This is a genomic window from Streptomyces sp. NPDC050422, from assembly GCF_044458665.1.
GTDB lineage: Bacteria > Actinomycetota > Actinomycetes > Streptomycetales > Streptomycetaceae > Streptomyces.
Map to the genome: position 1 here is coordinate 1 of NZ_JBITIE010000044.1, position 24,643 is coordinate 24,643.

Consider the following 24,643-nt stretch of genomic DNA (forward strand, 5'->3'; position numbering starts at 1 on the left):
ACCACATCCACACCACCGGCATCGAGAAGAACACCCACGACAACCCCTTCGGCGCCGTCCTCTCCTTCCGCGGCACCCCCACCGACACCACCGTCAGACACGCGCTCTCCGCCGAGGTCGTCGAACTCACCGACACCTTCCCCGTCCCCGACGCCGAGGCGTTCGAGGTCGGCCAGTGGTGGGCCGTGCAGGTCGACCCCGTCGCGGGCGGCGGCGGTGACGAGCGCGAGCTGCAGAAGCTGGTCGAGATCACCGAGATCGTCGGCGGGGGCCACATCCGGATCGGCTACCTCAACGGCTGGGAACTCGCCGCCGGCCGCACCCTCACCTGGACCAGGATCGAGCCCGTCCGCAACACCCACATCCGCAACATGGTCTTCGAAGGCGCGGGGAGCGACGAGTACACCGGCTCCCACCCCGTCAGCTTCGAGTACGCCGTCGGCTGCGACGTCTCCGGCATTCACGCCACCGGTACCTTCTGGCCGGTCATCATGCGCCGTTGGTGCACCCGCTTCCGCACCGAGGACTGCTCGCTGAAGAACCCGCCCACCGTCGAGTACGGCGGCGCGGGCTACCTCACCCAGCAGATCTACTGCCTGTACGGACGCGTCGCCGACTGCACGACCAGTAATGTGCGCCACCTCAACGACCTCACCGCCTCCGCCTACTGCACCGTCGTGAACTGCCACGGCGACGGCGACGACGCGGGCGGCAACCCCTTCACCACCCACGGCCAGTACGAGCACGACCTGCTCTTCGACGGCAACTCGGGGCTGATGGACATTGCCAACTCCGGCGCCCAGTGGGGCATATCCGCCAAGCGGATCACCGTGCGCGGACACGTATGCTCCTGGTTCACCGCCAACACGAAGATCACGGATCTGACGCTGGAGGACATCACGGTGATCGCGCGCCCCACCTTCGACCGGGCCGGCACCCTCACCGTGAACGCCGACGGGGCCCAGGTGCGCGGCTGCACCGCGAAGACCTTCGCCGTCGCCCAGCGCTCCGCCCGCTCCACCCGTCCGACCACCGTCAGCGACTGCTCCTTCGAACCGCCTGCCGGTGCCGTCCTCGTCCAGACACCGGTCACCGCGCCGGTCCACTTCGTACGCTGCACGTTCCAGGGCGTCGACGGCGCGATCCTGCGCGGTGCGGGCCCCGTCCACTTCACCGACTGCACCGTCACCGGCGCCGAGAACGCGGCCCCGCTCTCGGTCGGTTCCGCGAACCTGCGGATCGACGGTGGTACGTACGACAACACAGGCATCGAGCTCAGCGGGGTGCGCGACCAGCGGATCACCGTGACCGGCGGCGCCCGGTTCACGGGCAGTAACAAGGCCAAGGCGCTGCTCGGCCGCGCGGCCGGCCCGGGGGAGGTGACCTGGGACATCACCGGTCTGGGCAGCACGGTCACGGGGGCCGACACCGCGCACATCCGCATCGCCGAGGGCGCGAACCACTACGCGGCCACCGGCAGCCGCTTCACCGGCGGCACCCTCCACCTCGCCCCCGACGCCCTCCGGTCGGTCCTGCACACCGCGTGCGTCGAGGACGGCACCCGGCGAAGCGCGATGCCTCCGCCCGGCGACACGGTGCGCACGGACGGGAACCTCGTCCTGTGAACGCCGTCGTCCGCACGGCGACCACCGCCGACGATCCCGCCCTGGCCGCCCTGTGGCGCCGGTGCTTCGCCGCCCCGCACCTCCTGGATCTGCACGGCCTCGACCCGGAACGCCACCGGCACACGTTCGTCGCCGAGAACGCCGAAGGGGACGGGATCGACGCGGTCGTCGTCTACGTACCGAGGCCGATCCGCGACGCTGCGGGCACCCCGCAGCGCGTCGGTGGCATCGGCAGCGTCGCCACCCGCCCCGAGGCCCGGGGGAGGGGGCTGATCAGGCTGCTGCTCGCGGCGGCCGAACGCACCATGACCGCCGAACAGTGCGCCTGGTCCCTGCTGTTCACCGGGACGCCCGGCGTGTACCGGAGTTCGGGATGGGAGGAGTTCGCGAGCACGTACACCGAGGGGGCACTCGCGGCCCCGGCCGCCCCCGCCGCCTTCCCGGTCCGTGAGGCCACACCGGAGGACGCCGTGGAGGTGGCGGCACTGCACCACACGTACAACGCGAACCGGCCGCTCACTTCGCTGCGCGAACCCGGCGACTGGGCGGTGCGGGTGCCCGCCTGGTACGGCCCCGCCGAGCGGCCGCTCGTGGCGGTGGATCCCGCCACCGGGGCGCTCACCGGCTGGATCGTGGCGCAGCACGCGGGGGACTGCGTGGAGGTGCGCGAGTTCGCGGGTGCGGTCGAGTGCCTGGGGGCCCTGTTCGCCGCCGTCGGTTCGCGGAGCCGGGCGGCGGGGCTGACCCGGGCCCGGGTGCGGATCCCCGGCGCTCCGGGGGTGACGTCCGCCCTTCCCGCCCTGCTGGCCGATGCCCGCCAGGTGACGGAACACACGGGAATGGCACGGCCGTTGCATGCCACCGCCGCATCCGTGCGGGCGACGGTCACGGCGCCCGGCGCCGTCCACTGGTACGGCGACTGCTTCTGATCAACCGCTTTGCTCAACCGCTCCTGTTTAACGCGCCGTAGGGGACTTGGCGGCGGGGCACGGTCAGCGGCAGGGCGTGAGCAGACAGCGCCCGACCAGCCCCGCCCCCGCATCCAGCTGCTGCCCGAACTCCGCTGCCAGCGACGGCACTTCACGCAGCCGCCACAGCACCCGGGCCGCCGACCAAGCGGCCTCGCGAGCGCGCTCCAGATTCCAGCTGCCCACCAGATGGGTGAGCGGATCGGTGACGGCAGGCCGCTCCGGCATCAGATCCTCGCCGATCCGCTCCTCCAGCATCAGCAGGAGATCGCCCACCCGGTCGAACTCCTCCTCCAGGTCCGTCGGAGCGCAGCGGAGCGTACGACAGGTGTCGACGACGGCGAGCGCGAGATCGTGGCCGGCATGCGCGTTCAGGCCCGCGAGGGCGAACTGCAGCGGCCGTACGCCCGGGTGGCGCCGGTACTGGAACAGCGGGCGCCAGCAGTCCGGGATCCGGTGGCCGGCCGCCGCAGTGTCGACGGCGGACAGATACCGTTCCGCCAGGCGCACCGCCAGCACGCCGGACGCCGCCCCGGCCTCGCCGCCCGGCCCGCCCTGCGCGGCGAGATAGACGCGGTGGAAGACGGCGACCCCGTCCTCGCCCCGGCCCGACGACGGACGGAACGCGTGCATCCGCTCGATCACCGTGCCCGTACCGGTCCGCGCGGGCTCGGCGGCGGGCCCGTTCGCGACTTGCTCCAACTGCTCGAACTGCGCCATGGGGGCAGCGTCCCAGCCGTAGGCTCGCCGTGGCACCCGGGAGCCGTCGGTTCATCGGAATGGGGTAACGAGGGCAGCACCGCCGGGGCCCGGGGAGGGGAACACGGAGTGTCGGGCGTACGTACACAACGCCGTGTCGCACGGGCCGAGTCCAGGCAACGCAGGCGCCGGGCACGCCGCCAGACCATGGCTGCCGTCGCGTCGGCCGAGGTGGCCGCCGGCACAGCAGCCGGTGTGCTCTCCGCCGTCGCGGAGGAAGGGGACCGGACCGCCGCCCGCCCCGACACCACGGCGTCGCCGACGGTGGCGCCCCTGCCCGCCGTACCGAGCCCGACGGCCACCTCGCCGAGCCCGTCCGCACCGGCGCCCACCGTCTCGCGTACGCCCCGCCCGACGAAGAAGCCGTCATCCCGCAGCGTGGCGACCCCGCCGGCCGACCGGCTCTACCGACACCCTGCCTGCCAGGTCCTGGACTGGGTCGCTGCCCACCACGACGACCCGCGTCGCCCGCTGATCGCGACGCGGATCGCGGCGCAGCCCGCCGCCGTCCGGTTCGCGGCCTACAACCCCGGCGCCGTCACCGGTCAGGTCCGGTCGGTGACCGCGGCGGCGGCCCGAGCGGGCCGGACGCCGGTGCTCGTGCCCTACGCCATTCCCGACCGTGACTGCGGAGGGGCGTCCCAGGGCGGGGCGCCCGGCCTCGCGGAGTACGACGCGTGGATACGGCAATTCGCGGCAGGGCTCGGCGCCGGGCCGGTGATCGTGATCCTGGAACCCGACGCCATCGCCCTCGCCGACTGCCTCCAGTCCGGCGACCGGGCGGCGCGCTACGCCTCACTGGCCCGGGCCGGCCGCACCCTGCACGCGGCGAACCCGAAGGCCAGGGTCTACTTCGACGGCGGTCACTCGGGCTGGCACGCGGCCTCGAAGCAGGCCGCGGCACTACGGGCGGCGGGCGCGGCGAGCAGCAGCGACGGCATCTTCACCAACGTGTCGAACTTCCACCGCACCACCGACGAGGCCGCCTACGCCCGCCGCGTACTGGCCGCACTCGGCGGCCCGGCCCGTCTCGGCGCCGTCATCGACACCAGCCGCAACGGGAACGGAGCGCCCGAGGCCGGCGAGTGGTGCGATCCGGCGGGCCGGGCGTTGGGCCGGACACCCACGACCGACACGGGGAGTCCCGTATCGACGCCTACCTGTGGGTGAAACTGCCCGGCGAGTCCGACGGCTGCAAGGGCGCGGCAGGGTCGTTCACCCCCGACTACGCCTACCAGCTGGCCACCGGCTGACAGGTTTCACGCCCCGGAGGCCGGCGGCTCCTCGTCGTACGCGGACGTGCCGGAGTCCAGAAGGGGTTCCTGCGTCTTCAGATGGGCCGGGGCGAAGGCCCGCAGCACGTGATAGCCGGTGATCACGACGATGGTGCCGAGCGCGATCCCGCTGAGCTCGAAGTTGTCGGAGATCTTCAGGCTGACCCCGCCGACGCCGATGATGATGCCCGCGGCGGCCGGCACCAGATTCAGCGGATTGCGCAGGTCCACCTTGGCGTTGAGCCAGATCTGGGCTCCGAGCAGCCCGATCATGCCGTAGAGGATCACGGTGATCCCGCCGAGCACCCCACCGGGGATGGCGGCGACGACCGCACCGAACTTGGGGCACAGGCCGAACAGCAGGGCGAAGCAGGCGGCCGCCCAGTAGGCGGCGGTGGAGTAGACCCGCGTCGCGGCCATCACCCCGATGTTCTCGGAGTACGTCGTGTTCGGCGGCCCGCCCACAGCGGTCGACAGCATCGAGGCGGCACCGTCCGCGGCGATCGCGGTGCCCAGCTTGCTGTCCAGGGAACGGCCGGTCATCTCGCCGACGGCCTTCACGTGACCCGCGTTCTCGGCGATCAGCGCGATGACGACGGGCAGCGCGACCAGGATCGCGGACCATTCGAAGCTCGGGGCGTGGAACGACGGCAGCCCGACCCAGTCGGCCTTCCCCACACCTGACAGGTCCAGCCGCCAGTGGTCCACGGCCTCGGCCCCGCCGGCCGGCGAGTGGATCTTCCCGAAGACGCGGTCCAGGACCCAGGACAGGACGTAACCGAAGACGAGACCGAGGAAGATCGCGATACGGGAGAAAAAGCCGCGCAGACAGACCACGGCCAGTCCGGTGAACAGCATCACCAGCAGGGCGGTCCACTGGTCCTGAGGCCAGTACGTCGACGCGGTCACCGGCGCCAGGTTGAACCCGATCAGCATGACGACCGCGCCCGTCACCACCGGCGGCATGGCCGCATGGATGATGCGCGCGCCGAAGCGCTGCACCGCGAGACCGGCGAGGAAGAGCACCGCGCCGACGACGAGCACCGCGCCGGTGACGACCGCGCTGCTGCCGCCACTGGCCCGGATCGTCGCGGCGACCCCGACGAAGGAGAGCGAACAGCCCAGGTAGCTGGGCACCTGGCCGCGCGTGGCCAGCAGGAAGATGGCCGTGGCGACACCCGACATCATGATCGCCAGGTTCGGGTCCAGGCCCATGAGGACCGGAGCCACGAACGACGCGCCGAACATGGCGACCACGTGCTGGGCGCCGAGCCCGAAGGTCCTGGGCCAGGTGAGCCGCTCGTCCGGGCGGACCACCGCACCCGGTGCGGGCGTTTTCCCGTCGCCGTGCAAGGTCCAGCGCACGCCGAGGCCGCCCATGGTTGCTCCCTGTGTGTAGATGCGGAGACCGGTGCCTCGTCGGACACGGCGCCACCGCGGAAAAGATCAGCGCCATGTTAGTGCCGGAACGGGACGCCCTCTTGGGCGGGCTCCGGGCACACCGGACGGCCCACCGTGCTTCAGGAGTGCGGCTCCGTCGCCGCCTTGCTCCCGGCGCCGGCGTCCGAGGACGCCACGGGCTTTCGGTCGGCGCCCCGAAGGACCCCGGCGCCGAGCACCAGCCCGAACGCCAGCACCGACACCACACCGAACGAGACGACGAGCGAGGTGGCCTCGGCCAGGGAGCCGATGGCCGAGGGCGCGATGAGTCCCGAGGTGTACGTGATCGTCGCGACGCCCGCGATCGCCTGGCTCGGGTTCGGGCCGCTGCGCCCGGCCGCCGCGAAGGCGAGCGGCACGACCACGGCGATGCCGAGCCCCATCATTCCGAAACCGGACATGGCCAGGGCCGCGTTCGGGGCGGTGACCACCATCACCCCGCCGGCCGTCGCGAGGACGCCGCCGGTCCGTACGGTCCGCACCGCACCGAAGCGGTCGACGATCCGGTCGCCGGCGATCCGCGCGATGGCCATGGTCAGGGCGAACGCGGTCGTCGACGCGGCCGCCAGCCCCGCCGAACTGTCCAGCACGTCCCGCAGGTAGACCGCCGACCAGTCCAGGCTGGCGCCCTCGGCGAAGACCGCGCAGAAGCCGACGGCGCCGATGATCAGCGCCGACTTCGGCGGCAGAGCGAAGCGCGGCGGCGGCTCCTCGTCCGGTTCGCTGTGCAGGTCCAGCACCTGCTGACAGGCGATCAGGCCGAGGGCGGTGAGGACGAGTGCGGCGATCGTGTGGTGCAGTCGGGCGTCGGCCCCCAGGTGCGCGGCCACGGTGCCCGCCGCCGAACCGATGAGGGCTCCCACGCTCCACATCCCGTGCAGCCCGGACATGATCGACTTGTCGAGGCGGTTCTCCACCTCGACACCGAGCGCGTTCATGGCCACGTCCGACATGCCCGCCGACGCTCCGTACACGAACAGCGCCGCGCACAGCGTCAGCAGGTTCGGGGCCAGGGCGGGCAGGATCAGGGCCAGGGTCCACGTGGCCAGCAGCCCACGCAGCGCGGTCCTGGCGCCGAAGCGGTGACTGACCGTTCCGGCGAGTGGCATCGCGAGCGAGGCGCCGATCGCCGGGAAGGCCAGGGCGATGCCGAGCTGCCCGGCGCTGACCCCCGCATGGTCCTGGATCCAGGGCACCCGGGTGGCGAAGCTGCCGGTCACCGCCCCGTGCACGGTGAAGACCGCGGCGACGGCGTACCTGGCCCGCCGCACCTCTTGTGCTCCGAAGACCGTAGCCGTGGAATTTGTCGTCATACCGCCGTGCCCTCCCCTGGGAATCCCTGTTCGCCACGATGCGGGCAGTAAACTATCAGGAACCCTGCCTGATAAATAGACCGCACGGTCCTGCACCGCGGCGGTGATCTGGAAGGATCCCGGCATGCCCGCATCACCGAGCACCGCGAGGGCCATCAACGACCGGCTCGCCCTGCGCCTTCTCCAGCAGGACGGCCCGCTGACGGCCACCCAGTTGAAGATCCTGACCGGGCTCTCCCGGCCCACCGTCGCCGACCTGGTCGAACGGCTGCAGGGCGCGGGACTGATCAAGGTGGTCGGCGAGACGGGGGCCGAGCGCCGCGGACCCAATGCCCGCCTCTACGGCATCGTCGCCGACCGCGCCCACCTGGCCGGTCTCGACGTACGCACCGACAGCGTCGCCGTGGTCGTCGCCGACCTGCTGGGCGTGACCCTCGCCGAGACCACCCTGCCGATCGGCAGCGACACCGCCGCCGACGACGCCGTCGAACAGGCCGTCGCCCTGCTGGAACGGACAGCGAGCACAGCCGGCACGGCGCCGCTGCACAGCGTCGGTATCGGCGCCCCCGGGCTGATCGACCCGGTCACCGGGGAGTTGCGGGACACCACCGGCTTGCCCGCCTGGCACCGCAGGCTGGTCCGGGCGCTCCAGCAGAGGCTGCCCGCGACCGTGCTCGTGGAGAACGAGACCAATCTCGCCGCCGTCGCCGAACACCGCGTCGGAGCGGCCCAGGACCGCGACACCTTCGTCCTGCTCTGGCTCGGCCACGGCGTCGGCGCGGCCGTCATGCTGGACGGGAAACTGCGCCGCGGCGCCTCGGGCGGCGCGGGCGAGATCGGCTTCCTGCCGGTACCCGGCACGATCGGGACCCCGTCCGCCGTGAACTGCGACGGCGGCTTCCACTCCCTGGTGGGGTCGGCGCCACTCGTTGAACTGGCCGCCGCCCATGGCATCATCGCCCCGGCCGTCGGGCAGGAGCCCGGTGCCTCGGCGGCCGTACGCGCGGCCCTGGTCGGGGAGGGCGACTCCGAGGCCTTCCTCGACACGCTCGCCGACCGCCTCGCTCTCGGCGTCGCCGCCGTCGCCTCCGTCCTCGACCCGGGCTGTGTCCTGCTGGCGGGCGAGGTCGGCCATGCGGGCGGCGAGGCGCTGGCCGCGCGGGTCGAGGAGCGGCTGGCCATGATGTCCCCGCTGCGCACCGAGGTCAGGGCGGGCCTGCTCGGCGGCACCGCGGTCCTGCGCGGCGCGGTGCTTTCCGCCCGTGAGGCGGCCCAGGACGCGTTGTTCGCCCCGGCGGTGTGAGTATGCCCCGGTCCGGGGCGGGGGTTCCGTCCTCAATCGCCGGACAGGCTTGTGTGCGGGTCCCCCGCGGGTGCGCGTCACGTCCGTGGGTGGGGGTGGGGGCCCTCCGGGGAGACTCCTCAAAAATGGCGTGTGCACCCGACGACGAACCTGTACCCGGGTCGTACGCCATTTTCTGCGGGGACTCCCCTGCACGCCCCCACCCGGCATCAGTCGCGTCTGCACGCCGGTGTCACTGCTGTCGCAGACGCAGGACGGCCGGGTCCGGGGGCGTGCAGGGGAGTCCCCGCAGGACGACGAACGGATACCCGGGTCCGCTGCGTACCCGCGGAACGTTCGTCGTTTGAGGAGACGCCCTGGAGGGACCCCGGACCCCCACCCACCGGGCCACGGCGCACCTCGCGGGGCAACCCGCACACACCAAGCCCGTCCGGCGCTTGAGGACAAGAGCCCGCGCCACAGAACCCCGTGTCACAGCCCGTTTGTGAGCCACTCCACAGCGTTCGCCCGTATGGGTCACGGCCGCTCGTGGCACACTGATCGTGTACCAGCAGCAGCGCACTCCGGGGTCGGTGCAATTCCGAACCGGCGGTTATAGTCCGCGACCCGTCCGCATCCAGCGGCCGGTTGACCAGGTGGGATTCCTGGACCGACGGTTAAAGTCCGGATGGGAGGCAGTGCGCGGCGGGCCGTTTCGCGGGTACGCCGCCGTCGGCGGATGGTTTTCGGGCGACCGATCCGTCCGTTTTTTCGGGCATTCGGCGTCCCTGTTCCGCGTCCCGCTTCATCTGTCGTCATCGACAGGCCCCGGAGTCCGTGCCCGAAGAGGCAGGAGGACCCGGTGGACACCGCAGCCGACATCACCGCCATGCGCCGAGCCATCACGCTCGCCGCCCGCGGTCTCGGCTCCACCAGCCCCAATCCGGTCGTCGGATGCGTCGTCCTCGACGCCACGGGGCACCCCGTGGGCGAGGGCTTCCACCAGCGCGCCGGCGGGCCGCACGCCGAGGTGCACGCCCTGCGCGCGGCCGGCGAGAAGGCCCGTGGCGGCACCGCCTACGTCACCCTGGAACCCTGTAACCACACCGGTCGCACGGGCCCCTGTGCGCAGGCGCTCATCGAGGCCGGAATCGCCCGCGTCGTGTACGCGGTCGGTGACCCGAACCCGCAGGCCACCGGCGGTGCGGACACCCTGCGCGCCGCCGGGATCACGGCCGAGCAGGGCCTGCTCGTCGAGGAGGCCGAAGCGGTCAACGCCGCCTGGCTGACCTCGGTGCGCCTCGGGCGTCCCCACGTGACCTGGAAGTACGCGGCGACCCTGGACGGCCGGATCGCGGCGGCCGACGCCACCAGCCGCTGGATCACCTCGGCCGAGTCCCGCGCCGACGTCCACCGGCTGCGCGCCGAAGTGGATGCCGTCGTCGTCGGCTCCGGCACGGCCCGTACCGACGACCCTCAGCTCGGTGTACGGGGCATCGACGGCGCCGTCCAGCCGCTGCGGGTCGTCGTCGACACGGCTGCCACCGCCGTACGGCAGGGAGCCCGGGTCCTCGACGCCACCGCGCCCACCGTGGTCGCCGTCGCCGATGACGCCGACGCCCGCCACCTCCCCGACGACGCCGTCCTGCGGCTGCCACGCGCGGCCGACGGCCCGGGACTGGACCTCGCCGCCCTCCTCGCCGCCCTCCATGGACGTGGCGTCCGTGCCGTGCTCCTCGAAGGCGGCCCGACCCTGGCCGGCGCCTTCGTCGCGGCAGGACTCGTCGACAAGGTCGTCGGCTATCTCGCCCCCGTACTCCTCGGCGCAGGCCCGGCGGCCCTCGCCGACGCCGGAATCTCCACCATCACGCAGGCGTTGCGCCTCGATGTGACCGAGACCGTTCGCATCGGCCCCGATCTGCGCATCACCGCCGTCCCCGGCCCCGCCCGGAAGGAAAACTGAGTGTTCACCGGAATTGTCGAAGAACTGGGTGAGGTCACCGCCGTCGAGAAGCTCGACGATGCCTCACGATTCCGCCTGCGCGGGCCCGTCGTCACCGAGGGCGCCAAGCACGGTGACTCGATCGCCGTCAACGGCGTCTGCCTGACCGTCGTCGACCTCGGCGAGCACGAGTTCACCGCCGATGTGATGGCCGAGACCCTGAACCGCTCCAGCCTCGGCGCACTGGCGACCGGCTCCCGGGTCAACCTGGAGCGCCCGATGGCGCTCGGCGGCCGGCTCGGCGGACACATCGTCCAGGGGCACGTCGACGGCACGGGCCGCATCGTCGAACGCAAGATCTCCGAGAACTGGGAGATCGTGAAGATCTCCCTGCCGGCGGACCTGACCCGCTACGTGGTGGAGAAGGGTTCGATCACCGTCGACGGCGTGAGCCTGACCGTGGTGGACGCCGGACCCGACTACTTCACCATCAGCCTCATTCCCACCACCCTCGCCCTGACCACGCTCGGCATCAAGGGGCCCGGCGACCCGGTCAACCTGGAGGTGGACGTCATCGCGAAGTACGTCGAGCGGCTGCTCGGCAACTCGGCGCAGGAACCGGGGGAGACGGCGAAGTGAGCGCCCTGCACTGGCTGAACTCGGAGGCGTTCACCGTCTTCGACCAGCACATCATCTGGTCCGACATGATCGGCAACACGATCGGTCTGATCGCCCTGACCCTGGGCTGGCTCCGCTCGATCTGGACCTGGCCCGCCCAGCTCCTGTCCGGCGCGGTGCTGGTCGCCGCCAACGTCTCCGTCCACCAGGCGGGCAGCGTCGGCAAGCAGGTCATCGTCATCGCCGTGGCCGTCTGGGGCTGGCAGCAGTGGTCCCGCGGCCGGCAGCAGGCCCAGGACGGCTCCATCGCCGTACGGTTCGCCACCTGGCGCGAGCGCGGCTACCTGCTCGGCGGCGCCGCTCTCGGCACCCTGGCGGTCGGCGGCCTGTTCACCGCGTTCCCCTCGCTCTCCTGGAGCCCGTGGGCGGACGCGTACATATTCGCCGGAACTCTCGTGGCGATGCTCGCCCAGGCCCGCGGCATGGTCGAGTTCTGGTTCGCCTGGCTCCTCGTCGACCTGGTCGGCGTACCGCTCAACTTCCACAGCGGTCTCGCCTTCTCCGGTCTCATCTACGTCGTCTACGGGGCCCTCGTCCTGTGGGGCATGCGCGACTGGTGGCTGCGTACGCGGACACCCGCTCTGAAAGGAGCCACGGCATGACTGCCCAGCCCACCTGGTTGCACCGCGATCACGAAGCACCCGCCGAGGACCTCTCCCTCGACCCCGTCGAGCAGGCCATCCGTGACATCGCCGCCGGCCGGCCCGTCGTGGTCGTCGACGACGAGGACCGGGAGAACGAGGGCGACCTCGTCATCGCCGCCGAGAAGGCAACGCCCGAGATCGTCGCCTTCATGATGAGCGAGTGCCGCGGACTCATCTGCGCGCCCATGGAGAACGACGAGCTGGAACGGCTCGAACTGCCGCAGATGGTCGCGCACAACACGGAGTCGATGAAGACCGCCTTCACTGTCTCCGTCGACGCCTCGGCCGCCCACGGCGTGAGCACCGGCATCTCCGCCGCCGATCGGGCCATCACGCTCCGGCTGCTCGCGGGCGGCGCGGCCGGCCCCGGCGACTTCGTGCGCCCCGGCCACGTCTTCCCGTTGCGCGCCCGCTCCGGCGGCGTACTCGTGCGCAACGGCCACACCGAGGCCGCCGTCGACCTCGCCCGGCTCGCCGGCCTGCGGCCCGCCGGGGCGATCGTCGAGATCGCGGGGGAGGACGGCGTCATGCTGCGGCTGCCGCAGCTGGTCCCGTTCGCCCGCAAGCACGGGCTGACGATCATCTCCATCGAGGACCTGATCGCCTATCGGCGAACCTCCGAGCCGACCGTCCGCCGTGAGGCCGAGGTGCGGCTGCCGACCGACTTCGGCGCCTTCACCGCGTACGGCTACCGCTCCACCGTGGACGGCGTCGAGCACGTCGCCCTGGTCCACGGCGACATCGGAGACGGCGAGGACGTCCTGGTCCGAGTCCACTCGGAGTGCCTGACCGGCGACATCTTCCGGTCCCAGCGCTGCGACTGCGGCCCCCAGCTGCAGGCCTCGATGCGGCGGATCACGGAGGAGGGCCGCGGCGTCGTCGTCTATCTGCGCGGCCACGAGGGCCGTGGCATCGGACTGCTGTCCAAGCTGCGCGCGTACGAACTGCAGGAGCGCGGCGTCGACACCCTCGACGCCAATCTGGAGCTCGGCCTGCCCGCCGACGCCCGGGACTACGCGGCCGGCGCCCAGATCCTCAAGGACCTCGGCGTCCACAGCCTGCGGCTCATGACGAACAACCCCGACAAGACCGCCGCGATCCTGCGGCACGGCCTGACCGTCACCGGCCGTGAGCCGATGCCCGTCCAGGCGGGCGAGCACAATCTGCGCTACCTGCGCACCAAGCGCGACCGCATGGGCCACGACCTGCCCTGGCTCGACGCCGCCACCGCGTCGACCTGCGGCAACCAGTAACACACCAGCACGCATCCGGAACGAAGTAGGAGAGACATGAGCGGCAAGGGCGCACCCGAACTGTCCGTACGCAACTGCGGTGACCTGCGCGTCGCCGTCGTCGCGGCGCAGTGGCACGAGAAGGTCATGGACGGCCTCGTCGACGGTGCACTGCGCGCGCTGCACGAGCTGGGCATCGACGAGCCGACCCTGCTGAGGGTCCCCGGCAGCTTCGAGCTTCCGGTCGTCGCCAAGGTGCTGGCCGGCCGCGGCTACGACGCGATCGTCGCCCTCGGCGTGATCATCCGCGGCGGCACCCCGCACTTCGAATACGTGTCCCACGGGGTCACCAACGGCCTCACCCAGGTCGCCGTCGACACCGGCGTCCCCGTCGGCTTCGGTGTCCTCACCTGTGACACGGAGGAGCAGGCACTCGACCGGGCCGGCCTGGACGGGTCCAACGAGGACAAGGGGCACGAAGCGGTCACCGCCGCCGTCGCCACCGCCACCACACTGCGCTCGGTCAGCGAACCCTGGCGCTGAGTGCGGGTCCGGCACCCCTTATTCTTGAGGACATCATGGCGAACAAAACCTTCGAAGAGCTCTTCGCCGAGCTGCAGCTCAAGGCCGCCAACGGCGACCCCTCCACCTCCCGCACCGCCGAACTGGTGGACAAGGGCGTGCATGCCATCGGCAAGAAGGTCGTCGAGGAGGCCGCCGAAGTCTGGATGGCCGCCGAGCACGAGAGCAAGGACGCGGCCGCCGAGGAGATCTCGCAACTGCTGTACCACGTCCAGGTGATGATGGTCGCGCGCGGAATCTCCCTCGACGACGTCTACGCCCACCTCTGAGTACGACCTTCGCACCCGCCCGACGTCCCAGACCCCTGTCGCAAAGGAAACCCGACCTCATGCTGCGCATCGCCGTCCCCAACAAGGGTGCTATCTCCGGGCCTGCGATGGCGATGCTCCATGAGGCGGGCTACCAGCAGCGCAAGGAGTCCAAGGAGCTCGTCCTCGTCGACCCCGGGAACCAGGTCGAGTTCTTCTACCTGCGCCCGCGCGACATCGCGATCTACGTCAGCTCCGGCCGCCTCGACATCGGCATCACCGGTCGCGACCTGCTGCTGGACTCCGGCGCCGAAGCCGAGGAGATCCTCCAGCTCGGCTTCGCCCGCTCCACCTTCCGCTACGCCACCAAGCCCGGCACCGCTGCGGGCCCGCAGGACTTCGACGGCATGACGATCGCCACCTCCTACGAGGGCATCGTCGCCAAGCACCTGGCCGAGACCGGCGTCAACGCCTCCGTCGTCCACCTCGACGGCGCCGTCGAGACCGCCATCGAGCTCGGCGTCGCCCAGATCATCGCCGACGTCGTCGAGACCGGCACCAGCCTGCGCAACGCCGGACTCGAGGTCATCGGCGAGCCGATCATGAAGTCGGAGGCGGTCGTCATCCGCCGTACCGGCGCCCCCGACGACGACCCCAAGGTCCAGCAGTTCCTGCGCCGCCTCCAGGGCGTCCTGGTGGCCCGCAGCTACGTGATGATGGACTACGACTGCCGCGTCGAGCACCTGGAGCGCGCCGTGGCCCTCACCCCGGGCCTCGAGTCGCCGACGATCTCCCCGCTGCACCACGAGGGCTGGGTCGCCGTCCGGTCCATGGTCGCCGCCAAGGAGGCGCAGCGGATCATGGACGACCTGTACGACCTCGGCGCGCGTGCCATCCTCACCACGGCCATCCACGCCTGCCGCCTCTGACGGCCGGACGGAAGAAGACCATGTCAGCCCCCGCACTCCCCGCCCTGCCGGTCACCTTCCGGCCCACCCTGACGCGGGTGGTCCTGCTGAGCGTCGGGGCGGCGATGTTCGCCGTCATCACCGTCGTCGCCTTCGCCCTGGAACAGCTCAGCGGGGGCGAGCGGGCCAGCTTCGTCTTCGCCGCGCTGCTCTTCTTCGGTGTCCTGGCGCTGCTCAGCCGCCCCAAGATCGTGGCGGACGAGAGCGGGGTGACCGTGGTCAATCTCACCCGTACCCGGCGGCTGTCCTGGGCGGAGATCGTCCGCGTCAACCTGCGCGCCGGCGACCCGTGGGTCTTCCTCGACCTCAGCGACGGGACCAGCATGCCCGCCCTCGGGATCCAGCCCGGAATCGCCAAGGCACAGGCCATCCGCGACGCCCGAACGCTCCGCGCCCTCGCCGAGAACCGCGGCACCGGCACGGACAACCGCTGAGCCCCCTGCCCCTCAGGGCCTCTCGTTGATTACTCTGGAGGGTGGCGGCGCCCTGTGCGCCCCGCCCCGCACCAGAGGCCCCCGAGGCCCGCGGGGCTTTCCTGCGACCCAAGGAGTGACTCCCTCCAGCAATGGACGGATCGTCCGGTAGTACCTGCGCCGCCCCCTCTGTGGAGGCGGCGGCATGACCACCCCCCTGCTGCTTCTCAGTGCGGCATTCCTTCTCATCCTCGCCAACGGATTCTTCGTGGCAGCCGAATTCGGGCTCGTCACCGTGGAACGGGCGGACGCCGAGCGCGCCGCCGCCGAGGGCGACCGACGGGCCCGAACCGTCGTCGACGCCCTGCGCGAACTCTCCTTCCAGCTCTCCGGCACCCAGCTCGGCATCACGATCACCTCACTGGTGGTCGGCATGCTCGCCGAGCCGGCCCTCGCCCAGCTGCTGGAAGGCCCCCTGTCCCTGACCGGTCTGCCCGACGGTGCCGTCCCCGGCATCAGCGTCGTCATCGGCATGCTGCTCGCGGCGGCCGTCCAGATGGTCATCGGCGAACTCGTACCGAAGAACTGGGCGGTCTCCAAGCCGCTCCAGGTCGCGCGGTTCGTCGCCGGGCCCCAGCAGGGCTTCACCCGGGTCTTCCGCCCGGTGATCGGCCTGCTGAACACCGTCGCCAACCGGCTGGTCCGGCTCCTGGGCGTCGAACCGACCGAGGAGCTGGCATCCGCCCGTACGCCGGGGGAGCTCGTCTCCCTCGCGCGGCACTCGGCCGAGGCCGGCACCCTCGAACAGGACACGGCGGACCTCTTCGTACGGACCCTGTCGCTCGCCGGGCTCACCGCCCAGCACGTGATGACCCCGCGCGTGAAGGTCAGCGCCCTGCAGTCCTCCGCGACCGCGGCGGACGTCCTCAACCTCACCCGGGCCACCGGCCTCTCCCGTTTCCCCGTCTACCAGGACCGCATCGACGAGGTCGTCGGCATGATCCACCTCAAGGACGCGCTGGCAGTCCCCGCCCATGAGCGCCTGCGGACCCCGGCCGGCCGGATCGCCGTGCCGCCGCTGCTGGTGCCGGAGAGCCTGCCCGTCGAGCAACTGCTCCAGCGGTTGCGCAACGAGCAGCCGATCGCCGTCGTGGTCGACGAGTACGGCGGCACCGCCGGTGTCGTCACGCTGGAGGACATCATCGAAGAGCTCGTCGGCGAGGTACGGGACGAGCACGACGCCGAAGGCGCCGACCGTCCCGAGCTGGCCGCCGCGGTCCCCGAGGACGGTCGGCCCGCCTGGGACGCCGAAGGCAGCTGCCGGGTACTGACCCTGCGCCGGATAGGCCTGGACGTGCCCGACGGCCCCTACGAGACCGTCGCCGGGCTGGTCGCCGACCTGCTCGGCCGGATCCCCGCCCCCGGTGACCGGGCGGAACTGCCCGGCTGGCGGATCGCCGTCCGTCAGGTCGGCCACTACCGGGCCGAGAAGGTCCGCTTCGTGCGCCTGGCCGACTCGCCTGCCCCGGCCGCCACGCCGCGGGCGTCCCGTCGCGTTCTGGAGGCTGTGCGATGAGCCTGCTCCAGTTGCTCTTCGCCGGACTCCTCGTCCTGGCGAACGGCTTCTTCGTCGGGGCGGAGTTCGCTCTCGTCTCGGTGCGTCGCAGTCAGATCGAACCTCTCGCGGCAGCCGGGTCGAGCCGGGCCCGCCAGGTGCTGTACGGCCTGGAGAACCTGCCGCAGATGATGGCGGCCGCCCAGTTCGGCATCACCATCTGCTCGCTGACCCTCGGCGCCGTCGCGGAACCCACCGTCGCCCATCTGCTGGAGCCGGTCTTCCACGCGGTGCACCTGCCCGAAGGACTGATCCACCCGCTCGGCTTCGTGCTGGCGCTGGTCTTCGTCGTCTTCCTCCACCTCGTCATCGGTGAGATGGTCCCGAAGAACCTGGCGATGGCGGCGCCCGAGAAGACCTCGATGTGGCTCAGTCCCGGCCTCGTCGGCTTCGCCCGTCTCTGCCGTCCCGTCACCTCCGCGCTGGGCGCCTGCGCCCGGCTGGTGCTCCGGCTCTTCGGTGTCGAACCGAAGGACGAGGTGGAGGCCGTCTTCACCAGCGAGCAGCTCAACCGGCTCGTCGAGGACTCCGGGCAGGCCGGGCTCCTGGAGCCGGAGGCGCAGGAACGGCTGGAGGACGCCCTGGAGCTGGGCAGCAGGCCCGTCACCGATGTCCTCCTGCGCCGGGCGGCTCTGGTGACGGTGGACCCCTCCGTCACCCCGCGCCGGATCGAGGAGCTCACCGTACGGACCGGCTACTCGCGCTTTCCCGTCTGCGCGGAGGGCGGCGGCCCGTTCATGGGCTACCTGCACGTCAAGGACGTCCTCGACCTGGAGGACGGTGAGCGGGCCGTCCCGCAGCACGTGTGGCGTCCGATGGCGACCGTGCGGGCCGAGCTGCCCCTGGACGACGCCCTGACCGTGATGCGCCGCGCGGCGACGCATCTGGCCCAGGTCGCCGACGCGTCGGGCCGCGTGCTCGGCCTGGTCGCCATGGAGGACGTCCTGGAGATGCTGGTCGGAGAGGTACGGGACCCGGCCCACCGGGTCTCGGAGCCGCGCCGCACCGAGGAGCGGCAGACCGGCTCGGACGAGGTGTCCGCCCTGGTCGGTTAGGTCCTGTCTGGAGTTCCAGCGCGGGAGAAGGAGCGGTGTCCGGTGCCGTCGGATCCAAGGCGGAGGAGGGAGTCGACGCGGATCCAAGGCGACTGACGACAACGCCGGAGGCGGCGGCACCGGACGCCGTGACGCCGGGGGAACTCCAGACAGGACCTAGCGTCTCCCCGGCCGCCGGGAGCCTCGTCTCCCGGCGGCCGGGGAACGGGACCGCCTCACATCTCCGGCGGCTCCTGCCGGCCCCGCCCCACCGGCCCCCGACCGGAGAGCACCTCGCCGTACGCCTGCATCAGATCCGGCAGCCGCAGCGTCGCCAGATCGTCCCGCGTCGGCACCGTCGCGTATCCCGAGAGCCGCAGATCGCGGTAGGCGCAGCTCTTCTCGTAGAGCGTGCGCAGGAAGCGCCCATTGCCCAGCTCGTCGAGCCAGCCCTGGTCGACGACGTGGCCGCTGATGGAGCGCAGCTCATCCAGCGACTCCTCGTCCCACGCGTCCCCGTTCTCCGCGGCCAGCACCTCGCCGATGGAGGTGAGCTCCAGCGGCCGGTAGCTGGGGAAGTCCACCCTCGTGGTGAAGCGCGAGGAGAGCCCAGGGTTGGTGGAGAGCAGCCGGTCCATGCCCTCCGGGTAGCCGGCCAGGATGACGACGAGATGGTCCCGGTTGTCCTCCGCGCGTTTGAGGAGGACCTGCAGGGCCTCGTCGCCGTACGCGTCGCCCTTGCTGTACCCGGTGTTGGAGAGGCTGTACGCCTCGTCGACGAAGAGCACCCCGCCCAGTGCCGAGTCGATCAGCTCGTTGGCCTTCACCGCCGTCTGGCCCAGGAACTCGCCGACCAGGTCCGCCCGCTGCGCCTCGACCAGATGGTCCCCGCCGAGCAGGCCCAGGGCGTAGAACACCCGGCCCAGGATCCGGGCCACCGTCGTCTTGCCGGTGCCGGACGGTCCAGAGAAGACGAAGTGCCGCTTCGGCGGCTGTACGGGCAGCCCCTGGCCCGCCCGCAGCCGCGCCATGTTCAGCTGCGCCGACAACGCCTTGACCTGCCGCTTCACCGGTTCCAGACCGACCATCCGCTCCAGCTCCGCCAGTGCCTCGGCGAGCAGCGCCGGATCGCTGGGGCCGGCCGGGAACGGCTGCGGCGCGGACTGACCCGGGACTGCTGTCCTCTGCCGGGCCCCGCCCGGTGGCGGCGAGACCCCGACGCCCGGCAGGTCCTGCGCCTCGACGCCCGGCCGCAGTTCCCTGCCGTCCACCAGGTCGGTGCCCAGCAGTGAGTCGCCCTCCGGCTGCACCTCCGCGAACGTACCGTCGGCGCCCAGGCCGGTCAGCGAGACGGCGGCGAGGCCGGACACCTCCTCGGAGCCGTCCAGCCCGTCGTAGTCCGCAATCGCGGCCAGCCGCGCCGACGTGTCCATGAACGCGGGGTCGATCCGGTGGACCGCCCGGTACAGGGGCAGCGCGGCCGCGCTGCGCCCCGTGCCCTCGTGCGCGCGGGCCAGCCAGTAGCGCAGTTCCTTGCGCTGCGGCTGTTCGCTGCGGCAGCGCATCAGCGCGGTGGACAGCAGGGGCTCGGCCTGCCCGTACATCTCCAGCCGTACCCGCGCCATGCCGCCGAAGAGCCCGGCCTCGATGCCCAGCAGCGGATCGTCGGTCAATTGCTCCGTATGGCGTACGAGTTGCTCCCAGTCCTTGACGAGGTAGGAGCGGCAGGCGTGCAGGAAGCGGACCTGTGGGTCGGCGTCCACCGGTGGCAGGCCGGCCAACGCCCGGTCGAGTTCGGCCACATGGCGGCCGTCCAGCCAGTGCGAGGCGTGCGCGAGCAGCAGGTCGCGCGGGCTCTCCAGGACCGGCTGCACCCACCAGCCCAGCCAGTACCAGGAGTTGAGCGTGCGCCGGTACCGCCCACGCTGATCGCCGAAGCGGTCGCGATGGCGGTACATGTGCAGCAGCGCCGCCGTCGTGTCGACCCGCAGCGCGTGGAGGCCGAGCCAGGCGTCCGCCATGCCGGGATCGAGGCGCACCGCGGCTCTGAACTCCTCCTCGGCCTGCGGATAAGCGCCCATCGTGTAGGCGTCCACGCCGCGCAGCCACGCGAGGTCGGCCGGGGCCTGTGCGCCCTGCGTGCCGATGTCCATCAGGTCCCCCACAAACCGTGCCCCCAGGATGTCCCGCCGCACGGCGGCCCGCCGAGGCGCGCCGAATCACTGTGCCATGGACGGGAATTGACCGCACCGAGAGGCATCGTACCTGCGCAGGGAGTGTGCGACTAAGGGCGCCGCACGCCGAAGACGGGCCGTGACCCACGGTGAGCGGAAGGGGGCGCGGTGGGGCCGGAAACCGGCGTCGGGCACAGAGCGAAGCCCCCGATCACGGGGGAACAACCGGGGGCTTCGCGTCTGCGGGGGCTCCGAAAAGCCGCACATTGAGAACGTAAGACCTGTACCGCCCCCGGGTCAAGCAGAGTTGAGGCACTTCCGGTCCGATTTCCGACTGCTCAGTATGGCGGGGCCGGTTGATCACGGGGGGTGACGGAATGGTTCATTACTGCTGTCGTAGGGGTTCCCTCCAGCCACTCGTACCCCACAGGCAACTGGCGTACCAGAGCGTCGGCCCAGGGACGCGAGGGATCGGCCGAGAAATGAGCCGTCTCGGCGGCCGTCCAGCCGTCCCAGAAGGTGTTCAGCGCCGGCCCGTCCCGCCGCCGTCCCCGCTCCCAGGACTCCGCGGCCGGCAGGTCCATCCACAGCAGCCGGGCCAGTGCGGGGCGCAGGGCCCGCCGTCCCGCCCCGACGCCCTCGATCAGCACCAGCGGGGCCGGAGGCAGGGCGCGCGGCGGTCCGAAGCCGCGCGCCGTCCAGTCGTACGGCGCGTAGTGGGCGGTCTCGCCACGCGACAGCGGGCCGGTCACCTGCTCCCGAAGCCTGCCGGTCCAGTCGAATAGTTCCTCGTGGGTGGCCAGGTCGTCCAGGTGCAGCACGGGGGCGTCGCCGAGCGCGGCCGAGAGCCGGGCCGCGAAGGTGCTCTTGCCGGACCCCGCGTGGCCGTCGACGGCGATCAGCCGGACCGGCCCGCACGACGGCGGCAGGGTGCGCAGCCGTGCGGCAAGGCGCGAGAGGTCGTTCATGTGCCCAGCGTACGAGCCGGTGGCCCGCGAGAAGCAGCCGCAGGTCACGCCAGTGGTCCAGACCCATATTGGTCCGTCGACGCGAGCCGAATCGCTGGCCGAACCGGGGGACGACCCGCGATAGTTGGCCCACTGTCGTGCACCTGCAGCCCCATTCCGCTTACGACCGGGGGTCTCGCCCATGCCCAGTCCGACCTCACGCAGAACCGTGCTCACCGCAGCGATCGCGGCAGCGGCCGGCGCCGGAACGGTGTCCTCCGCCGCTTCCGCCGCCGCGGCGCCACCTCGTACCCGGCCCGACGCACCTTCGGCGGCAGCATCACTCGTGGACAACCACGCATGGACCACGTACACCGACTGGCGCTGCGGTTCCGGCGCCGGGACCCGTGCCGTCGCCGGCCGCCGGGCGGGGCTGGTGATCGGCCACCCCTTGGGGCGAACCGACTACACCGACCCGCACACCGGCACCACCGCGGCGTGGGACTACGCCACCTGGACCTCACCGGCCCACCGCTCCACCGTCCCGGCCACCGAGGTCATCGCATCCTGGAACGCGGACACGCCCGCCGGCACCTGGATCCAGATCGAACTTCGGGGCGGCTACTCGGACGGCACCGAGACGCCCTGGTACGTCATGGGCCGCTGGGCCGCGGGCGACGGCGACATCCGCCGCACCTCCGTCGACGACCAGACCGACGGCAAGAGCTCCATCTGGACCGACACCTTCTCGGTGGACGACGCGGCGAGCGGTCTGCGCCTGCTGTCCTACCGGCTGCGGCTGACGCTGTACCGCACACCGGGAACCCGGCTGACGCCCACGGTGTGGCGCCTGGGCGCCATGGCCTCGGACATCCCCGACCGCTTCACCGTGCCCGCCTCCACGCCCGGCCTAGCCCGGGAACTGCCGGTGCCGCGCTACTCGCAGAACGTGCACGTGGGGCAGTACCCCGAGTACGACAACGGCGGCGAGGCGTGGTGCAGCCCCACCTCCTCGCAGATGATCGTCGAGTACTGGGGCCGCAGGCCCAGCGCCGAGGACCTGTCCTGGGTCAAGCCGGGGCTGGCGGACCCGCAGGTCTGCCACGCGGCCCGCTTCACGTACGACAACCAGTACGAGGGCTGCGGGAACTGGCCGTTCAACGCCGCCTACGCGGCGACGTACGAGGACATGAGCGCCGTGGTGACGCGGCTCGGCTCGCTGGAGGACCTGGAGACCCTGGTCCGGGCAGGCATCCCGGTCATAACGTCGCAGTCGTTCCTCAAGACCGAGCTGACCGGTGCGGGATACGGCACCTCCGGCCACCTGATGACGGTGATCGGCTTCACCGAGGACGGTGACGTGATCGCCAACGACCCGGCGTCGCCCAGCGACGAGGCCGTGCGGCGTGTCTACCTGCGGCACGAGTGGGAGACGATCTGGCTCCGTACCAAGCGCTACAACGCGAGCGGCAATGTGTCGTCGGGCACAGGTGGCGTCTGCTACCTGTACTTCCCCGCCCACCCGACACCCGTCCAGCGCCGGGCCCTGGCGGCCGTCGGCATCCGCTGACGGGGTCGGCGGGCTCCGGGGCAGTGACGCAGCTCTCTACCCCGCGGGCCCGTCCGGCTGGCACTGTGGTCGGGTCCTCGGGGGACACCGACTGCCGGCCGACCGAACGAGATGCCATGACCGCGACTGCTGCCGCAACCACCACCCCTGCCCGCCGCCGCGTGCGGACCGGCGGGCCCGAGGACGGCTCCAAGCTGCTGGAGAACCTCCTGGGCTGGACGCTCGTCGTCGTCATCGCCATGTTCGTCACGCAGCTCGGCCTCATGTGACCCGTGTCCGTCCCGGCACGTGACGAGGGGCGGGGAGCCCGCCCGGCTCCCCGCCCCTCGTCATGCCTGCCGTGTCGCCGGCGTCAGTCGATCGCCCTGATCAGCTCGCCGTCGGTGGTGTCACCACTGAGCTCCCAGAAGAAGGTGCCGCCCAGACCCTGCTGGTTCTTGTACGCCATCTTGGTGCCGATGGTGGCGGGGGTGTCGTAGCTCCACCAGTTGGTGCCGCAGTGCGCGTACGCAGTGCCGGCGACGGTGCCGGTCGTGGGGCAGCTGTTCTTGAGGACCTTGTAGTCCTCGATGCCCGCCTCGTACGTCCCCGGGGCCGCACCGGTCGCGGTGCCGCCAGGCTCGTCCTGGGTGACGCCGGTCCAGCCGCGGCCGTAGAAGCCGATGCCGAGCAGCAGCTTCGAGGCCGGGACGCCCTGCGCCTTCAGCTTGTCGATGGCCGCCTCGCTGTTGAAGCCCTCCTTGGGGATGCCCGTGTAGGAGGTGAGCGGGGAGTGCGGGGCCGTCGGGCCCTTCGCGTCCCAGGCGCCGAAGAAGTCGTACGTCATCGGGTTGTACCAGTCGACGTACTTCGACGCGCCGCCGTAGTCGACGGCGTCGAGCTTGCCGCCGTCGGAGCCGTCCGCGCTGATCGCCGAAGTGACCAGGTCGTCCGTGCCGAACTCGGTACGGAGGGAGGACAGCAGGTTGCCGTACGCGTCACGGCCGCTGGTGTCGCAGGTCAGACCGCAGGCGTTGGGGTACTCCCAGTCGATGTCGATGCCGTCGAAGACATCGGCCCAGCGGGGGTCCTCGACCAGGTCGTGGCAGGACTTGGCGAACGCGGCCGGGTTCTGCGCCGCCTCACCGAACCCGCCGGACCAGGTCCAGCCGCCGAACGACCAGATGATCTTGAGCTCCGGGTGCAGCTTCTTCAGCTTGCGCAGCTGGTTGAAGTTGCCGCGCAGCTCCTGGTCCCAGGTGTCAGCGACCCCGTCGACCGACTGGTCGGCGGTGTACGCCTTCTCGTAGTCGGCGTAGGAGTCGCCGATCGTGCACTTGCCGCCCTGGACGTTGCCGAAGGCGTAGTTGATGTGTGTGAGCTTGTCGGCCGAGCCGGAGGTCTCGACGTTCTTCACGTGGTAATTGCGCTGGTAGACACCCCAGTTGGTGAAGTATCCGACCACCTTGTTGCCGGCCGCTGTGGGGGTGGCCGGCGCTGCTGCCGGTGCGGCGGCCTGCTGGGCGGTGGGGGCCTGCTGGGCGGAGGGGGCCGCTCCGGCGGGCCCGGTGCCCGCGACGCCCAGCAGGGCGGCGCCCAGGGCGGCGGTACAGGCCGCGGCGGCGAGAGCCCGGAGGCGGGCTCCCGGGCGATGAAGTCCGGTCATGGTTGCTCCTCGTGGGGGAGGGGACGTGCCAGTGGACGGCCGGCTCTCGGCGAACACCCGAACTTGGCATGAACGCGGAAAGCCGGTTTCGCTGGAAACCGTAGATGGACTAGACCAGTTGGGTCAATGGTTCGGACCAATTCGGTGATCGTCCCGGCGGTCACCGGCTCTTTCTGGACGTGTTCTGTCAACCGGTGACGGATGCCGTCCGATCGGGCATACTCAAGCCGCCACAGCCGCCGGCCTGCACCTCTCGTAATCCGGGAGGGCAACATCGGCTGGGCAGCAGT

At 71.5% G+C, this 24,643-nt stretch carries 21 protein-coding genes, 1 pseudogene and 1 riboswitch; of the genes and pseudogenes, 16 read left to right on the forward strand and 6 right to left on the reverse strand.

The window, feature by feature from the left end:
• The coding region (locus ACIBJG_RS37935; protein ID WP_399314799.1) for a peptidase C14 at positions 1 to 1,625 on the forward strand (1,625 nt) is incomplete at its 5' end.
• On the forward strand, positions 1,622 to 2,554 hold the full coding sequence (locus ACIBJG_RS37940; RefSeq protein WP_399314802.1) for a GNAT family N-acetyltransferase: 933 nt from the start codon (positions 1,622 to 1,624) through the stop codon (positions 2,552 to 2,554). The genes ACIBJG_RS37935 and ACIBJG_RS37940, both read left to right, overlap by 4 nt.
• A gap of 63 nt (positions 2,555 to 2,617) precedes the next feature.
• On the opposite strand, the gene ACIBJG_RS37945 is transcribed toward ACIBJG_RS37940, so the two are convergent.
• Positions 2,618 to 3,313, reverse strand: coding sequence for a DUF5995 family protein (locus ACIBJG_RS37945; RefSeq protein WP_399314804.1), 696 nt, complete (start codon positions 3,311 to 3,313; stop codon positions 2,618 to 2,620).
• A gap of 186 nt (positions 3,314 to 3,499) precedes the next feature.
• Between ACIBJG_RS37945 and ACIBJG_RS37950 the strand changes: the two are divergent.
• Positions 3,500 to 4,605, forward strand: a pseudogene (locus ACIBJG_RS37950) (glycoside hydrolase family 6 protein).
• 6 nt (positions 4,606 to 4,611) lie between these two features.
• Here ACIBJG_RS37950 and ACIBJG_RS37955 read toward each other — a convergent pair.
• Together ACIBJG_RS37955 and ACIBJG_RS37960 are read right to left on the reverse strand one after the other, a co-directional pair.
• The gene (locus ACIBJG_RS37955; RefSeq protein ID WP_399314806.1) at positions 4,612 to 6,006 is read right to left on the reverse strand and encodes a uracil-xanthine permease family protein; all 1,395 of its coding nucleotides are present in this window, start codon (positions 6,004 to 6,006) and stop codon (positions 4,612 to 4,614) included.
• 140 nt (positions 6,007 to 6,146) lie between these two features.
• Positions 6,147 to 7,379: an MFS transporter gene (locus ACIBJG_RS37960; RefSeq protein WP_399314807.1), complete on the reverse strand. Its 1,233-nt coding sequence runs from the start codon at positions 7,377 to 7,379 to the stop codon at positions 6,147 to 6,149.
• Positions 7,380 to 7,503: 124 nt separating this feature from the next.
• On the opposite strand from ACIBJG_RS37960, the gene ACIBJG_RS37965 reads away from it, so the two are divergent.
• The 11 genes from ACIBJG_RS37965 to ACIBJG_RS38015 all read left to right on the forward strand — a co-directional run bounded on the left by ACIBJG_RS37965 (position 7,504) and on the right by ACIBJG_RS38015 (position 18,038).
• Complete coding sequence (locus ACIBJG_RS37965; RefSeq protein WP_399314808.1) at positions 7,504 to 8,682, forward strand: ROK family protein; 1,179 nt, start codon at positions 7,504 to 7,506, stop codon at positions 8,680 to 8,682.
• Between the two features lie 554 nt (positions 8,683 to 9,236).
• Positions 9,237 to 9,367: riboswitch (FMN riboswitch) on the forward strand.
• 156 nt (positions 9,368 to 9,523) lie between these two features.
• Positions 9,524 to 10,624 carry a bifunctional diaminohydroxyphosphoribosylaminopyrimidine deaminase/5-amino-6-(5-phosphoribosylamino)uracil reductase RibD gene (gene ribD / locus ACIBJG_RS37970; RefSeq protein ID WP_399314810.1) on the forward strand — a complete coding sequence of 367 codons (1,101 nt, stop codon included), beginning with the start codon at positions 9,524 to 9,526 and terminating at the stop codon, positions 10,622 to 10,624.
• Complete coding sequence (locus ACIBJG_RS37975; protein ID WP_399314812.1) at positions 10,625 to 11,242, forward strand: riboflavin synthase; 618 nt, start codon at positions 10,625 to 10,627, stop codon at positions 11,240 to 11,242. It abuts the gene before it with no gap.
• Positions 11,239 to 11,883 carry a nicotinamide riboside transporter PnuC gene (locus ACIBJG_RS37980; RefSeq protein WP_399314814.1) on the forward strand — a complete coding sequence of 215 codons (645 nt, stop codon included), beginning with the start codon at positions 11,239 to 11,241 and terminating at the stop codon, positions 11,881 to 11,883. Before ACIBJG_RS37975 ends, ACIBJG_RS37980 begins: the two co-directional genes overlap by 4 nt.
• The gene (locus ACIBJG_RS37985; protein WP_399314815.1) at positions 11,880 to 13,178 is read left to right on the forward strand and encodes a bifunctional 3,4-dihydroxy-2-butanone-4-phosphate synthase/GTP cyclohydrolase II; all 1,299 of its coding nucleotides are present in this window, start codon (positions 11,880 to 11,882) and stop codon (positions 13,176 to 13,178) included. Before ACIBJG_RS37980 ends, ACIBJG_RS37985 begins: the two co-directional genes overlap by 4 nt.
• A gap of 36 nt (positions 13,179 to 13,214) precedes the next feature.
• Positions 13,215 to 13,700 carry a 6,7-dimethyl-8-ribityllumazine synthase gene (gene ribH / locus ACIBJG_RS37990; protein WP_148016350.1) on the forward strand — a complete coding sequence of 162 codons (486 nt, stop codon included), beginning with the start codon at positions 13,215 to 13,217 and terminating at the stop codon, positions 13,698 to 13,700.
• Between the two features lie 35 nt (positions 13,701 to 13,735).
• Positions 13,736 to 14,008 carry a phosphoribosyl-ATP diphosphatase gene (locus tag ACIBJG_RS37995; protein WP_018524273.1) on the forward strand — a complete coding sequence of 91 codons (273 nt, stop codon included), beginning with the start codon at positions 13,736 to 13,738 and terminating at the stop codon, positions 14,006 to 14,008.
• A 59-nt stretch (positions 14,009 to 14,067) separates the two neighbouring features.
• Complete coding sequence (gene hisG, locus ACIBJG_RS38000; protein WP_399314817.1) at positions 14,068 to 14,916, forward strand: ATP phosphoribosyltransferase; 849 nt, start codon at positions 14,068 to 14,070, stop codon at positions 14,914 to 14,916.
• 20 nt (positions 14,917 to 14,936) lie between these two features.
• Positions 14,937 to 15,389 (forward strand): PH domain-containing protein, encoded by a 453-nt coding sequence (locus tag ACIBJG_RS38005; protein ID WP_399314819.1) that lies wholly within the window; start codon positions 14,937 to 14,939, stop codon positions 15,387 to 15,389.
• 184 nt (positions 15,390 to 15,573) lie between these two features.
• On the forward strand, positions 15,574 to 16,944 hold the full coding sequence (locus ACIBJG_RS38010) for a hemolysin family protein (protein ID WP_399314820.1): 1,371 nt from the start codon (positions 15,574 to 15,576) through the stop codon (positions 16,942 to 16,944).
• Positions 16,941 to 18,038, forward strand: coding sequence for a hemolysin family protein (locus ACIBJG_RS38015; protein ID WP_399314821.1), 1,098 nt, complete (start codon positions 16,941 to 16,943; stop codon positions 18,036 to 18,038). Before ACIBJG_RS38010 ends, ACIBJG_RS38015 begins: the two co-directional genes overlap by 4 nt.
• A 215-nt stretch (positions 18,039 to 18,253) precedes the next feature.
• On the opposite strand, the gene ACIBJG_RS38020 is transcribed toward ACIBJG_RS38015, so the two are convergent.
• Entirely contained in the window at positions 18,254 to 20,170 is a 1,917-nt protein-coding gene (locus ACIBJG_RS38020; RefSeq protein ID WP_399314824.1) for an AAA family ATPase, read from the reverse strand.
• 359 nt (positions 20,171 to 20,529) lie between these two features.
• Positions 20,530 to 21,159 (reverse strand): uridine kinase, encoded by a 630-nt coding sequence (locus ACIBJG_RS38025; RefSeq protein WP_399314825.1) that lies wholly within the window; start codon positions 21,157 to 21,159, stop codon positions 20,530 to 20,532.
• A 181-nt stretch (positions 21,160 to 21,340) separates the two neighbouring features.
• Between ACIBJG_RS38025 and ACIBJG_RS38030 the strand changes: the two genes are divergently transcribed.
• Complete coding sequence (locus tag ACIBJG_RS38030) at positions 21,341 to 22,708, forward strand: peptidase C39 family protein (RefSeq protein ID WP_399314827.1); 1,368 nt, start codon at positions 21,341 to 21,343, stop codon at positions 22,706 to 22,708.
• Positions 22,709 to 22,824: 116 nt separating this feature from the next.
• Positions 22,825 to 22,977, forward strand: a complete 153-nt coding sequence (locus ACIBJG_RS38035) for an SCO1431 family membrane protein (protein WP_399314828.1) — start codon at positions 22,825 to 22,827, stop codon at positions 22,975 to 22,977.
• 83 nt (positions 22,978 to 23,060) lie between these two features.
• Here ACIBJG_RS38035 and ACIBJG_RS38040 read toward each other — a convergent pair whose 3' ends face one another.
• Positions 23,061 to 24,353: a glycoside hydrolase family 18 protein gene (locus ACIBJG_RS38040; RefSeq protein WP_399314830.1), complete on the reverse strand. Its 1,293-nt coding sequence runs from the start codon at positions 24,351 to 24,353 to the stop codon at positions 23,061 to 23,063.
• Between the last annotated feature and the right edge of the window lie 290 nt (positions 24,354 to 24,643).